This is a genomic window from Nitrospirota bacterium, from assembly GCA_035516965.1.
Classification (GTDB): Bacteria; Nitrospirota; UBA9217; order UBA9217; family UBA9217; genus MHEA01.
Genome location: DATIZR010000046.1, coordinates 33729 through 46832 on the forward strand (window position 1 = coordinate 33729; position 13104 = coordinate 46832).

General features: G+C 57.8%; 13 protein-coding genes and 1 pseudogene. 2 read left to right on the forward strand and 12 right to left on the reverse strand.

Going from position 1 to position 13104, the window contains the following annotated elements:
* Positions 1-9 precede the first annotated feature (9 nt).
* The 4 genes from VL197_06815 to dsrA all read right to left on the reverse strand — a co-directional run bounded on the left by VL197_06815 (position 10) and on the right by dsrA (position 4027).
* Complete coding sequence (locus VL197_06815) at positions 10-1401, reverse strand: cobyrinate a,c-diamide synthase (protein HUJ17688.1); 1392 nt, start codon at positions 1399-1401, stop codon at positions 10-12.
* 6 nt (positions 1402-1407) lie between these two features.
* Positions 1408-1644, reverse strand: a complete 237-nt coding sequence (locus tag VL197_06820; protein HUJ17689.1) for a hypothetical protein — start codon at positions 1642-1644, stop codon at positions 1408-1410.
* A gap of 89 nt (positions 1645-1733) precedes the next feature.
* Positions 1734-2807 carry a dissimilatory-type sulfite reductase subunit beta gene (gene dsrB, locus VL197_06825; protein HUJ17690.1) on the reverse strand — a complete coding sequence of 358 codons (1074 nt, stop codon included), beginning with the start codon at positions 2805-2807 and terminating at the stop codon, positions 1734-1736.
* Between the two features lie 41 nt (positions 2808-2848).
* The gene (gene dsrA / locus VL197_06830; protein ID HUJ17691.1) at positions 2849-4027 is read right to left on the reverse strand and encodes a dissimilatory-type sulfite reductase subunit alpha; all 1179 of its coding nucleotides are present in this window, start codon (positions 4025-4027) and stop codon (positions 2849-2851) included.
* 653 nt (positions 4028-4680) lie between these two features.
* Here dsrA and VL197_06835 point away from each other — a divergent pair.
* Positions 4681-5109, forward strand: coding sequence for an OsmC family protein (locus VL197_06835; protein HUJ17692.1), 429 nt, complete (start codon positions 4681-4683; stop codon positions 5107-5109).
* 51 nt (positions 5110-5160) lie between these two features.
* Here VL197_06835 and epsC read toward each other — a convergent pair whose 3' ends face one another.
* The 7 genes and pseudogenes from epsC to uvrC form a co-directional block, all read right to left on the reverse strand.
* A complete protein-coding gene (gene epsC / locus VL197_06840) occupies positions 5161-5820 on the reverse strand; it encodes a serine O-acetyltransferase EpsC (protein HUJ17693.1) in 660 nt (219 codons plus the stop codon).
* 101 nt (positions 5821-5921) lie between these two features.
* Complete coding sequence (locus tag VL197_06845) at positions 5922-6494, reverse strand: DUF4124 domain-containing protein (protein HUJ17694.1); 573 nt, start codon at positions 6492-6494, stop codon at positions 5922-5924.
* 49 nt (positions 6495-6543) lie between these two features.
* The gene (gene ispF, locus VL197_06850) at positions 6544-7014 is read right to left on the reverse strand and encodes a 2-C-methyl-D-erythritol 2,4-cyclodiphosphate synthase (protein ID HUJ17695.1); all 471 of its coding nucleotides are present in this window, start codon (positions 7012-7014) and stop codon (positions 6544-6546) included.
* A gap of 1 nt (position 7015) precedes the next feature.
* Entirely contained in the window at positions 7016-7705 is a 690-nt protein-coding gene (ispD, locus tag VL197_06855) for a 2-C-methyl-D-erythritol 4-phosphate cytidylyltransferase (GenBank protein HUJ17696.1), read from the reverse strand.
* A gap of 389 nt (positions 7706-8094) precedes the next feature.
* Positions 8095-8673: pseudogene (locus VL197_06860) on the reverse strand (GTPase domain-containing protein).
* 91 nt (positions 8674-8764) lie between these two features.
* Entirely contained in the window at positions 8765-9583 is an 819-nt protein-coding gene (locus tag VL197_06865) for an inositol monophosphatase family protein (GenBank protein ID HUJ17697.1), read from the reverse strand.
* A 182-nt stretch (positions 9584-9765) separates the two neighbouring features.
* Positions 9766-11643 (reverse strand): excinuclease ABC subunit UvrC, encoded by a 1878-nt coding sequence (gene uvrC, locus VL197_06870; GenBank protein ID HUJ17698.1) that lies wholly within the window; start codon positions 11641-11643, stop codon positions 9766-9768.
* Positions 11644-11913: 270 nt separating this feature from the next.
* On the opposite strand from uvrC, the gene VL197_06875 reads away from it, so the two are divergent.
* Positions 11914-12492, forward strand: coding sequence for an isoprenylcysteine carboxylmethyltransferase family protein (locus tag VL197_06875; GenBank protein HUJ17699.1), 579 nt, complete (start codon positions 11914-11916; stop codon positions 12490-12492).
* Positions 12493-12653: 161 nt separating this feature from the next.
* Here the strand turns inward: VL197_06875 and VL197_06880 are convergent, their stop codons facing one another.
* The gene (locus tag VL197_06880; GenBank protein ID HUJ17700.1) at positions 12654-12914 is read right to left on the reverse strand and encodes a hypothetical protein; all 261 of its coding nucleotides are present in this window, start codon (positions 12912-12914) and stop codon (positions 12654-12656) included.
* Positions 12915-13104 lie beyond the last annotated feature (190 nt).

The window sequence follows — 13104 nt, forward strand, 5'->3', positions numbered from 1 at the left end:
TTCCCTACCCTACCCCTTGTTTTTCCGGTATTCACGCGCCTTTCTGCACAGGGCCGGAGCCCACTCGGGCGTGCCCAGCGCATGGATATGGGTATAGGCGGCCAATACATTCTTGTACACGATTCCGTCACTCTTGCCGTCGATCCCGAAGCCGCGATTGACCTCATACGCGAACGGAGCAAGACCGAGGGTATCTACTATCCGCGAATAATGGAACTCGTGACCTTTTATTATAACATCTTTTTCAAGGAACGTACTGTTCTCGCCTGCAGTCAGAACAGCGTAACCGTGAGCCTGCGGCTTCTTTTCCAGAACAAAGTCGATCGGCAGGACCCCGCTCATGGGATAGTTCCGGTTTCCCACCTGCAGACTTCTGCCAAGATAGATCAGGCCTCCGCACTCCGCGTAGATCGGCAGTCCTCTGTCGGCCGCCGCCTTGATGGACCGGCAGAAACCCTCATTCGCAGCAAGTTCCGCCGCCTGCGTTTCAGGAAAGCCTCCACCTATGTAGAGAGCATCGATCTCGGGCAAAGCGCTGTCCGTGAGAGCATTCACGATCTCCAGCCGCGCCCCGTGCTGCTCCAGTGCTTCTAAATTATCAGGATAATAGAACTGAAATGCCCTGTCCCTGATAACGCCGACGACCGGCGACGGGTCCTTTCCGCGCGATCCGATGGCGCTGCATTCCGTTTTTCCAGCAGCCACTTCCCCGGAACCGCATGCGATATCCCACAAGGTTTTCAGATCGAGATATCGTTCGGCCGCCGCGGCCGCCGCGGCAATCGCCTGTTCCACCTCGGGATGCTCATGGAACGGTGTGAGCCCCATATGGCGTTCGGGGAACTCGCCTTTTCTTTGACGCGGCACGGCTCCGACAACGCGAAGGCCGCTGCTCTGCTCGATCGCCTTCCGGATGACTGATTCATGACGGCCGGCCGAGACATTATTCAGAATGACACCCCTGAGATCCGTATCAGGGTCATAATTTCTGCATCCGAGGACAACCGCGGCCACCGTGCTTGAGGACTTGGTGCAATCCACAATCAGCACGACCGGACAGGCCAGCAGCTTTGCCAGCCGGGCAGTACTGTACGTGCCGACCTCATCGACGCCATCGTAGAGTCCCCGGTTCCCCTCGATCACTGCCGCGTCAGCATCCGCGGTGTGCTGAAGGAAGGAGCCCCGGATCGTCTCGGGTGTCATTATGAAGGGATCAAGATTATAGCACGGTCTGCCTGCTGCCGCACCAAGCCATCCGGCATCGATGAAATCCGGCCCCTTCTTGAAAACCGCCACCCGTCGGCCCGTCTTTTGCCAGGCGCTGATAATGCCCAGGGAGAGGGTCGTTTTGCCCAGCCCCCCCCGCGTGGCTGATATCACGAGCCTCGGGATGTTCGACATACGAAACTACTGCTGGGGGTTTGCCGATCCCTCGACGTGCGGGACCTCGATGAAGCTCCCGCCAAAGTAGGAATAGACCAGCTTGCCGCCGTCAACGAGCTCGCGAATCGCCGCCTTGACCTCGTCCTCCGTGGCTCCTTCCGCGACCATGGCTTTTTTGATGTCGCCGGCCTTCATCTTCTTCTTACCCATGTTCTTTTCAACCAGTTCATATACTTTTTTCTGAAGTTCTGCCGCGTCCATAATCGCTCCCCTCCAGGTAAATTATTCACATCCTGAGAAAACCGGCCCCGGCATCATACCGGGGCCGGCGTACAGACTGTATCGCGATGCTACTCCCACTTGAAGGTCGGGGTCATGCGGAATGTGTCGCGAGCAAAGGTGAAGTCGTCGATGTGCTGGTACGTGAACGGAAGACCGGTCAGCTTGAAGAACCGCTCCCAGCCGATCCGCTCGATCCACTCGCCCATGCGCTCATGCTTCTTGGCGTTCTGCGCATAGACTTCGACAAGGTGCTTCACGGCCTTCACGGTTTCGGGCCAGCGCGGCGGATTGTTCGGGAGGAACGGGATGACCAGCTTGGACATGCGTGCCGGGCCGCGGGCGTTCGAAACCTTGCCGCCCACGTAGATCGAGATGCCGTCGCCGGAGCCGTCCGCGATCGGGAGCGAGGGGCACATCGTGTAGCAGTTGCCGCAATACATGCAGCGCTCAGCCTTGATCTTCACGGACTTCGTTGCCGGGTTCGGGCTGATTGCGCCGGTCGGGCAGGAAGCGATGGTCGTGGGGATCTCGCACTGGTTGCCGAGCGTGGCCTCGTTTACCTTGGGAGGCAGGCGATGGATGCCGAGGATGGCGATATCGGAGCAGTGCACGGCGCCGCACATGTTGAGGCAGCAGGCGAGCGCAATGCGGACGCGCGCCGGAAGGCTTTTCGAGGAGAAGTATTCATGAAGTTCGTCCATGACCGCCTTCACGACGCCGGAAGCGTCCGTTGCGGGGGTATGGCAGTGGATCCAGCCCTGGGTATGGACCACATTGCTGATGCCGTACCCGATGCCGCCGACGAGATGGCCGCGTTTCTTCAGTTCAGCCTGGAGCGCGTCGACCTGCGCTTTCTCAGGGAAGAACTCGACGTTATGGCGCGTCGTCCAGCGCAGGTAGCCGCCGCTGAACTTCTCGGATATGTCGCACATCTCACGGATGTAATCGGTGCTCACGAGGCGCGGAGTGGCAATGCGCACCGTGTAAAGCTCGTCGCCGGTCTCGGAAACGTGCTTCATCGTGCCCTTGTTGATGTATTCATGGTACTTCCATTTCCCGTAGTTCTTGGCGATCACGGGAGGCAGGAATTTATGATAATCAGGTGAACCAAGGTCTGTTATGCGCTTCGGTTTATCAGCCATTATAGGTATTCCTCCTTGGAATTATTCTCGTTAGTCTAGCGTTACTTCACTTCGCCCGGAGCCCAGAACACGTAGGGGTTGGTTCTCGGCGCCTTTACCATCTGCGGTACGGGCGGGAGTCCTGTTGCTTCAAGCATGGACCTCATGCCCATGCGGTCAACGAGCTCGCCGATACGCTCACGGTTCTTTCCGTGCTCATCCCACCATTCCCACAACTTGCGGATGAGTTCCTCGAGGTTGTCATAGGGGGCTTCAAGCTTCATGAACGGAACGAGGACCCAGCTCATGAGAGCACCGGTCACGATCGGTGCCTTGCCGCCGAGCATGATGGTAGCGCCCTTCTCCTTGCCGGGGCGCAGGGCCTTCGGCATGCGGTTGATGCAGTGCATGCAGCGGTTGCAATCCTTGTCATTGATCTTGAGGGTGTTGCCGTCCCAGCTCATGCAATGGGTCGGGCACATATCGGTGACTTCAGCCTTGATGTCCATGTCCTTTGCGGCGTTCTTCACTTCGGCCTGGTCAATCCGGATGTTGTCCTTCCAGGTGCCGATGATGGACATATCGGCGCGGGCGACCGCAGCGGTGCAGTCGTTGGCGCAGCCGGAAACCTTTATCTTGAACTTGTAGGGGAATGCGGGACGATGCAGCTCGTCCTGGAACTTCTGGGTCATGGTGTGGCAGATCGACATGGTGTCGATATTCGAGAATTCGCAGCGGGCCATGCCGACGCAAGAGCTGGGGGTGCGGAGGCAGGATCCGGAACCGCCGAGGTCCCAGCCCTTTGCCGTAATCTCGGCGAAGATGGGCTCGAGCTTGTCGGTCTGGGTGCCGAGCCAGATCATGTCGCCTGTTGAACCGTGCATATTCGTCATGCCGCTGCCGTGCTTGTCCCAGATGTCGCACAGTTCTTTCAAGGCGCTGGAGGTGTAAAAGAATCCGGACGGCGGGTTGATGCGGACCGTGTGGAAGTGCGCCACACCGGGGAATTCTTCGGGCAGGTCGCAGTAGCGGCCGATAACGCCGCCGCCGTACCCGAGGACACCGACGATGCCGCCGTGCTTCCAGTGGGTAACCTTGTCCCGGTACGATCGTTCAAGGATGCCGAGCAGATCTTGAGCCGTGTTGCTCTTCTTTGCGGCCTTCTTGATCTCTTTCACGAAACTCGGCCACGCGCCTTTTTCCAAGTCGTCAAGCATGGGTGTCTTAACATCTTTGCTCATTAGGAAATCCTCCTTATAGAATTGTTTCGCATTGTTGTGTGGGTCTGTTCACGTCGTAAGAACGCATTGGCGTCAGAAGCAATGCGCTTTCTGGAATCCATACCCGTCGGGTAGCAACGGAATGTGAGAGCAGGCTATCTTCACTCCCCCTTTCTTTCAAAAAGGTCTAAAAATTATAATGAAGTAACTTCGGCAGGAAAGAACACAGCTGTCTCAGTGAACAACTTTCTGATGGAGACATGAGATTGTATGTTTACCGACCATTTTAGTCAAATAAAAAAAACTAATTGCACCATAACCATGCATAATCAGGGCGATCAAGACGGGGACGAAGCATTCTTGAAAAAACAGGCAGTTATGAACATGACGCTTCATCAATCCTGCAATAACAGTATCGGGGACCCGCCCTTTCTGAGACCCTTATTTTCCGCAATCTATTTATAGAAGAATCTATCATTCAAACAAGAGAATCTCGTGCGACCCCTTCGGGCAAATAAACGGAGCCTCCTTTGGGAACCTGTAAGCGATCGATTCCCTTCACCGCACGTTCCTGACTTATGGTCGCCAGGCTTGAGACGACCACGCCACATTGACAGTGCACCGGTCTTTTTGCTAAGATGGGCCAAATTGAACGGGAAACGAGGTAATCACGAATGTCTATGATAGTTGAAGCCAGAGTAACACTGATGAAGGAAATGCAATTTACGGGAACGGCGTCATCTGGTCATACCCTGATCATGGACGCCGATGACGAGGCGGGAGGCCGCAATGCGGGCTTCCGTCCCATGGAACTCTTGCTCGTGGGCTTCGGCGGCTGTTCAGGCATGGATGTAATGTCCATCCTCCGAAAGAAACGACAGGCCGTCACCGGCCTCGAAGTCAACGTGAAGGGCGAGAGGGCCGACTCTTATCCCAAAATCTATAAAGCAATCCATATCGAGTATGTCGTAAAGGGCAACAGCGTTGAAAAGGAAGCTGTTGAACGGGCGATCAGCCTTTCGGTGAACAAATACTGTTCGGTGGGGGCTACCCTGGCGAAAGCCGGAGCTATCACCCATAGCTACAGGATCATTGAAAGCTGATGACAGATTGACGATGCAGGCTCCTGGAGAACGCGGACGCATGAGTGTGTATCAAACTTTTGTTTTTTTTATGCCCTCCAGCTCTTTTTTCAACGCATCGATCTGGAGTTGGAGTTCTATCAGGCGGTCGGCAATCGGGTCAGGGATATGGACATGGTCCATGAGCGCGTCCTCCGCGACCCGCTCATCCTTGATCCTCACGATCCTTCCCGGAATCCCGACAACCGTGGAATGGTCCGGCACGTCCTGCAGGACCACGGAATTTGCTCCGATCTTCACAAAATCGCCGATCATGATCGGACCGAGGACCTTGGCGCCCGCTCCCACGACGACATGGCTGCCCAGCGTCGGGTGGCGCTTGCCCCGCTGCTTGCCCGTCCCTCCCAGCGTCACTCCCTGAAAGAGGGTCACATTATCCCCGATCTCGGTTGTTTCGCCGATCACGACACCCATACCGTGATCGATGAACAAGCCCGAGCCGATGGCCGCCCCCGGATGGATCTCAATGCCGGTTATGAAGCGCGCAAGCTGGGACAGGGCCCGGGGGATGAAGGGAACGCGCCGCATCCAGAGCCAGTGCGCAAGACGGTAGATCAGAAGCGCATGAAAACCCGAGTAGGTCAGAAGAACCTCGACCTTGCTCGTGGCTGCCGGGTCCATGGAGAGGGCGGCGTGAAAATCCTTTTTGATTTTTTGGACCGTTTCACGCATAGTGAGTTACGGATCGCCGGTTACCGTTCGCAGACCAAAGATCATGCCGCGCCGACGCTACAATGATCCCGCGTTCCCGGCTCGTTTCTTGAGAGGTCCGTCTATTCCCTCAGCCACCCGGGCGGCACGCCTGCCTTCCGCGCTTCTTCGGGAATGACGTTCTGGATCATGTTTCTCGCGGCATCGATCTCCGCCTTTACGTCCTTCATCTGCTGCTCAATCTGTTCTATTTTGATCTGGTTCTCCATCGGCACGACGAGCGGCGGGACCCACGCCCCCGCCAGTTCCTTTCGCTCGTTCTCGAGCCCCTGATAGCGCCTTTCCGCATCTGCCAGGCGTTTATTCCAGTCATGCATGCGTTGCTGCCACTCGGCTTTGGCGTCGGCTTCGGCCTGTTCTGCTTCTTCGGCTGATGAAGAATCTTTTTCTTCCTGCAGCTGCCGCTCGGGAGCGGCCGCCTGCTCATGTGCTGCTTCCCTTTTTCTCACCTGGGACCGGTATTTTTCGGGCACACTGTTCAGACTGTCGGTGATATGCACCGTACCCTTGCTGTCGGTCCACTCATAGAGGGAGCTCTTCCGCGCGTCCTTCCCGTCGGGAGCAGCCTCGGTTTGGGCGAAGGCGGCGCAACAAGCTATCATCAGGATGACGATGACCCCAGTGACCGTTCTCATACGTTCGCCCCTTCATCGATACGGGTCAAATCCCACGCGGCGTGCATAGTTATTCCGTGATCGTACAGACGGCGTACGCCGCGATCCCTTCGCCCTTGCCGGCGAATCCAAGGCCTTCGGTCGTGGTTGCCTTGACGTTGACCGCCGACGGCACGGCGCCCGCGGCCGACGCGATGTTCGCTACCATGGCCGCAATGTGCGGCGTCATCTTCGGACGCTCCGCAACGATCGTGGCATCGATGTTGTTCACGCGGAATCCTTCCCGCGCCAGCAGCCGGCGCACCTCGGCAAGCAGTACCAGGCTCGAGATGTCCTTGAATTGGGACGAGGAGTCCGGAAAATGCCTGCCGATGTCGCCGAGTCCGGCGGCGCCGAGCAGCGCATCGCAGATCGCGTGCAGCAGAACGTCCGCGTCGGAATGGCCCAGCAGGCCCTTTTCGTGAGGGATCTCGACCCCGCCGATCACGAGCTTTCGACCTTCTACCAGCCGGTGGACATCGTACCCGGTGCCGATCCTCATGTCATTTTCTCTTCAGGATCTCTTCCGCCAGGATGAGATCCTCGGGAGTGGTGATCTTGATATTCTCATAGCTGCCCATGATGACGCGCACAGTGAAGCCCGCCCGCTCGGCCAGCATGGCATCGTCGGTGCCGTACACGTTGTGCTTGTACGCCTCTTCGTAGGCGCGCTTCAGCGTCTTCGCCGGAAATGCCTGCGGCGTCTGGATGGCCCAGAGCCTGCTCCGCTCCAGGGTGTGGCGGACCTGCCGCCGGTCATCCACTTCCTTGATCGTGTCCTTGAGCGGGACCCCGACGGCCACACACTCGCCCTTTTTCGCGTGCTCGACGCTTTCCCTGATCATCTCCGCCGTGACGAACGGCCGCACCCCGTCGTGCACCAGCACGATGGACACGTCCTTCTCCAGCTTCTGCAGTCCGTTCATCACCGAATCCTGCCGTTCCTTCCCGCCTACCACGAGCGTCCGCACCTTGGTGATGTGAAATTGTTCGATCACGTCCCGCAGACAGCTTTCCATGTCTTCCTGCGAAAGGATCGGGATGATGTCGTCGATCTCCGATGCCCGCTGGAACATCAGAAGCGTATGGGCCAGCATGGGCTTGTCGCCGAGCGGCAGGAATTGTTTGGCCACCTTCCGGCCCATTCTCCTGCCCATGCCGGCAGCCGGTATGAGCGCCGTCACTTTTACCATAGGATATCCCGAAAAGGATGAATGCGCCCCGGGATGCGCCTGCTCAGTCCCTACTTCTTGAAATTCTTCACCACGATTTTGAAGCGCCTGGCGAGCGGGGCCTTCATATCGATCGAGACGCGGAGCTGGAACTGGTCCTCCCCTTGCTGACTCAGCATCCCGAAGGGAAGGATGATCTGTCCATCCTCCATGAAGGCCCTGCCCAGGTTCACCTTGACCCCCGCATCAACGGCCTGCTCCAGTGCGGCCATTTCCGGCTTCGCTTCCGCCATGGGAGCCCCGGGCATCGACGGTTCGGCCGGAGGCGATTCCTGCTCCGTCTGGGACGGCGGCTGTTCATTGACGCCCCTCCCGATGTCACCGAGCGTGAAGTTGTGGCGTTCGGGATGTTTCTGCATGTCCTGCAGCACGAGCTTGGAGATGCCCGTAAAGGTCTTAAGAACGCCCTCGCCGGTCTTCGCGACCGCCTCGAAGGAGGGCACGCCGTGCGGGTTCAGTGCCGCGTTTAGTTCTTCCACGGGCATGACGTCAGGCAGGTCCCGCTTGTTGAACTGCAGGACCAGGGGAAAATCGTCGAGGTTGACCCCCTGCTCGTCGAAGTTGTCATAGAGGTTTTTAAGGCTTTCCACGTTGGCGTCCAGCATGTAGCGCTGCGAATCGGCCACGAAGATCACGCCGTCGGCCCCTTTGAGCACGAGCTTTCGCGTCGCATTGTAGAACACCTGGCCCGGCACCGTGTACAGGTGGAAGCGCACTTTATAGTTCTTGATGGTTCCGAGCTCTACCGGCAGAAAATCGAAAAAGAGCGTCCGGTCGGTCTCGGTCGCGAGCGATATGAGCTTGCCGCGCTGACCCGGAGCGATGCGATGATAGATGAGGTGGATATTCGTCGTCTTCCCGCAGAGGCCCGGACCGTAATAGACGATCTTCGCATTGATCTCGCGGGTGGTGTGGTTCACGAGCGCCATAAGGACTCATAATTACACAAAATCCGGAGCCTGTCAATACTGACGACTCACGGGTAGTGTCTCAGTTTGGTCAAACTGAGACACTACCGACTCACGAGTTCCCCGGGGTGAGCAGGTTCAGCGCCGCCACATGCGTCGCATCGTTCTTGCTGGCGAGCAGGGGCACGGTGCGCTCCAGTCCCACGACAATATGGTCGAGCGCCGTCCCCGTGAGGTCGGTTATCACGCCGTCAGCCTCTTCGAGGATCAGCATTCCCGCGGCATAATCGAAAGCCCGTGAGGAAGTTGCCGTAGCAAACACGCTGAGCGCTCCCGACGCGAGATACGAGAGGTCGAGAGCGGTGGACCCGAAGCACCGGATGCGTTTTGTCTGCGCGAGGAGCGGCATGATCCTCGGGATGTCCGTCGCCGGCGAGGAGGCTTCGATCGCCACGATCGTGATGCCCTGCACGGCCGACGTCCTGATCCTTGCGCCATTCTTGTACGCCCCCTGCCCTCGCATGGCCCAAAACTCGTCGCCGCAGGCCAGGTTGATGACGTAGCCCACGGCCAGCGTGGAGAGGGTGTTCCCGTTCAGGAGCGCCAGGGATGTGGAAAAGAACGGGATGCCGGACTTGGCGTTGTTGCTGCCGTCGATCGGGTCCACGAGGACGATCTTTTCGCCGTCGCCGAACTTTCGGATGCCCAATTCCTCCGAGATGAGCGTGAAGGACTCGCCCTCCCGGTGCGCCCGTTCGAGCGCAGCGATGACGATGTCCTCTGCCCACTTGTCAACGGGAAAGGTCTTGTCCCCCCCCGCCCCCTTGCCGAGCGGGACTGTGCCGCCTTCCCTGCTCAGGATAATGGACAATCCCCCGCGCATCTTTTTGCCGATCTGTTTGAACAGGTCGAGCCATTGTTCGTTTGTCATGATGTCACTCCTTACGTTGTGGAACCATAGATGAACACGGATGGACGCGGATAGGAATAAAGGAATTAAACGATTCTCGGGCGACAGCGCCCGTGAAAGCAGTCATTCCCCCAAAGACGACGTCAACCCTCGCGTCGCAGAAAATTCCTGCAAAAGCGTACAGCATCGTCAGAGTGTGTGCATTACCTCGACGCGGTGACCTTGTTCTTGAAGTGCTCAACGACCTTTTCCGCTGCCCCCCTGTTCAAACCTCCGACTCCTGCCAACTCCTCAACGCTCGCCTCACGCACCTTCGCTACGCTCCCGAAGTGCCGGAGCAGCGCCTTCTTTCGTGCCTCGCCGATCCCGGGGATGTCATCGAGCTCCGAATGGACCGCCCGTTTTTCCCGCAGTTTCCGGTGATAGGCAATGGCGAAGCGATGGGCCTCATCGCGCACCCGCGCCACCAGATGGGTCGTTGCGCTTGCCGGGTCGAGAATGACCGGTTCTTCCACGCCGGGAAGGAACACCCGCTCGAACTCCCGGTCGGCACCCTCGTTGCCGCTCCGCGCCTTGGCAAGCCCGATGACATCGGGCTCTTCGACGCCGAGCTCGCTCAACACGTCGAGCGCGGCATTCAGCTGGCCCTTGCCGCCGTCTATCAGGATCAGGTCAGGCAGAATTCCCTCCTCCTTCGCCTTTGCATAGCGCCGTCTGACAACCTCCGCCATGCTCGCGAAATCGTTAGAACCTTCCACGGTCCGTATCTTGAACCGCTTGTAATTCCGCTTGTCCGGCAGGTTGTCCTCGAAGCTCACCATGCTCGCGACCGATTCCGTACCCTGGATGTTCGAGATGTCGAACGCCTCGATCCTGCGCGGCAGGTTCCTGAGCCCGAGCTCCTCCTGGAGCCGCGCAAGAATGCGCTCCTTGCTCCTGCGCGAAAGCAGGTGCTCCCGCAGCGACTGGGCGGCGTTGTCCGAGGCCATCTGGACCAGTTCGCGCTTCCTGCCGCGTTGCGGCACGGCAACTTCGACCTTCGCTCCCCGCTTCTCCGTCAGCCAGTTCTCGAACAGAGGGCGATCGTGCACCTCGATCGGCAGCAGAACTTCCGCCGGCACGATCATTTCCTTGGCATAGAACTGGTGCAGGAAGTCGGCGAGGACGTCCTCGTTCGCCATGCCGCGGACCTCGGCAAGATGAAAATCCTTCCGGCCGAGCAGCATCCCGTTTCTGATGAACAGTACCTGGATGTCCGCGTGGCCGCCCTCGGCAGCGATGCCGATCACGTCCTGGTTCTCGAACCCCGGCGAGATGATCTTCTGCCTCTCGAAGGCGCCCTCGATCTTCGCGATCCGATCCCTGAGTTCGGCGGCGCGCTCGTATTCCATCCTTTCGGAAGCCTCTGCCATGCGGCGCTTCAAGATGTCGAGCAGGTCGCGGTTCTTGCCTTCGAGGAACAGCCGCACCTGGCTCACCATGTCCTGGTACGCCGCAGGCTCGATGTCCGTGGAGCAGGGCGCCAGGCACCTGCCGATCTGGTGCTGCACACACGGCCGCTCCGGCCGGTCCTTCCTGAATTCCTTCTTGCACGTGGCAAGTGGAAAGGTGCGCCGGATGAGCGACAACAGTTCCCACATGCCGCCCGCCGGGACATAGGGCCCGTAGTACGTCGCGCCGTCCTTCTTCAGCCTGCGCACCACCTCGATCCGCGGGTATTCGGACTTCAGGTCGAATCGCAGGTAGGGATAGTTCTTGTCGTCGCGCAGGCTGATGTTGTACTTGGGGTGGTGCTTCTTGATCAGGTTGGATTCCAGGACGAGCGCGTCAAGCTCGGTGTGCGTCACGATGGTCTCGAGGTCGGCGATGTTGCGTACCATCATCTCGGTCTTTTCGCCCTTGGCCCCCTTCTGGAAATAGGAGTTCACCCGGTTCCAGAGGGACAGGGCCTTGCCGATGTAGATGATGCGCCCCTTCTCGTCCTTCATGAGGTAGACGCCCGGCTCATCGGGAAGGTTATGCAGTTTTTCCTCGAGGGTCATGGCATGATCATTGTACCACGGATGAACGGGGATAGGCATGAGTACTTTGAAGAGGATGCAGACAATCGGATCACCCAGAGGCAAAGTCTTCCCGAGGCATGCGGAGCGACGGATTGCGAACGGCATCAGGACACGGACAAGACCTGCTCAACAATTAGTTCCACGTTTTTCCATACGTGACAGCATCGCCGTCCCTCCGCGCGAATAGGGGAATAAAAATCTCAGGGAACCTGCCGAGACTATTTTTATATGCTACACTTACTCCTACTATCACCGGCCGAAATGTTGACATGCTCTGGGAGGCTACACATGAGATGGTCCACTGAGGGTGGCAAACTGCTCATCAAGAATCTCATTTATACCATCTTTTTTCCAGGCAACGTGGCCGTCCTGGTCCCCTCCTGGCTCCTGGCCCGCAATGCGAATACCATGCCGCACCATTGGGGATTTTTGCAATACCTGGCGCTCTTGTCAACGTCGGCCGGAATTGTGATCTACTTCCAGTGCGTCCGCGATTTTGCCATTGCCGGGCGCGGAACTCCGTCACCCTTTGATCCCCCCTTGAACCTGGTCGTTCGAGGTCTTTACCGTTTCGTCCGAAACCCGCTCTATCTCGCTGTCCTGATGATGCTGCTGGGCGAGACCGCTTTTTTCGAATCCTGGTCGCTGCTGCGCTACACTACCGGCTATATTGTCACGGTCCATCTGATCGTGGTTCTCTATGAGGAGCCCAAATTGCGCCGCACCTTTGGCGCTTCCTATGACCACTATCGTCAGTGCGTTCGGAGATGGCTGCCCGGGAAGAATCTGCCGGAGGAACACCGGGGAATCGAATCTCATCTTTTAACGGCAGATGGAAATGCAGGCAACAGGGGGCAATGTTCATAGACCGCAGCATGATGGAAAAAACCCTGCGCATGCTTTCGCAGGGTTCGTGTTGATCATTTCATCGCAGAGGCCGCGAACCGAATTCACTCAGGGAGCGCCTTGAAGCGTCTCGGCTCTCCTGTCACTTCATATCATTGCTCGGCCCTTGCGATACGACGGCATCATGTTTCAACAGAGCACAGGTCATTGTCGCCGAACTGACAATCATCGGGCATGACCATTTGCTCACCATGTCCCTTGATCATGCTCTTGATCTTCAAGAATGCTCCCTCCTCTGCATGGGGAATCTCGGGAGCACCCGGTTCCCCCGGTTCCAATACGGAGATCGCCTCGTCCTCATCCCTGAACGCCCTCACTTCATAAGCCTCGGTCAATGTTTCCCGAACCCTCGGAGCCTTCGCCCTCTCCATAAGCCCTTTCATTTCCCTCGCCTCCTTCCGAACCTGTTTTGCTCTTCTTTAATTATAACATCTATAACATTGAAAGCGTGTCATTCTTAAGCATGATGAAAAGTTTACAGAACGTACTGAAGATGAGCGAAGCGAATAGGTTCTCATGCGACGAATGACATTTTTTTATTGAAGTTTCAACTGGCGAGGATAACGCAATTGA

Coding starts and splice junctions, on each gene's coding strand:
- dsrB (HUJ17690.1), bottom strand. CDS start 2,807: ATGGCTGATAAACCGAAGCGCATAACAGACCTTGGTTCACCTGATTAT.
- VL197_06820 (HUJ17689.1), bottom strand. CDS start 1,644: ATGGACGCGGCAGAACTTCAGAAAAAAGTATATGAACTGGTTGAAAAG.
- ispF (HUJ17695.1), bottom strand. CDS start 7,014: ATGAGGATCGGCACCGGGTACGATGTCCACCGGCTGGTAGAAGGTCGA.
- epsC (HUJ17693.1), bottom strand. CDS start 5,820: ATGCGTGAAACGGTCCAAAAAATCAAAAAGGATTTTCACGCCGCCCTC.
- VL197_06835 (HUJ17692.1), top strand. CDS start 4,681: ATGTCTATGATAGTTGAAGCCAGAGTAACACTGATGAAGGAAATGCAA.
- uvrC (HUJ17698.1), bottom strand. CDS start 11,643: ATGCCTATCCCCGTTCATCCGTGGTACAATGATCATGCCATGACCCTC.
- ispD (HUJ17696.1), bottom strand. CDS start 7,705: ATGGTAAAAGTGACGGCGCTCATACCGGCTGCCGGCATGGGCAGGAGA.
- VL197_06875 (HUJ17699.1), top strand. CDS start 11,914: ATGAGATGGTCCACTGAGGGTGGCAAACTGCTCATCAAGAATCTCATT.
- VL197_06865 (HUJ17697.1), bottom strand. CDS start 9,583: ATGACAAACGAACAATGGCTCGACCTGTTCAAACAGATCGGCAAAAAG.
- VL197_06845 (HUJ17694.1), bottom strand. CDS start 6,494: ATGAGAACGGTCACTGGGGTCATCGTCATCCTGATGATAGCTTGTTGC.
- dsrA (HUJ17691.1), bottom strand. CDS start 4,027: ATGAGCAAAGATGTTAAGACACCCATGCTTGACGACTTGGAAAAAGGC.
- VL197_06880 (HUJ17700.1), bottom strand. CDS start 12,914: ATGAAAGGGCTTATGGAGAGGGCGAAGGCTCCGAGGGTTCGGGAAACA.
- VL197_06815 (HUJ17688.1), bottom strand. CDS start 1,401: ATGTCGAACATCCCGAGGCTCGTGATATCAGCCACGCGGGGGGGGCTG.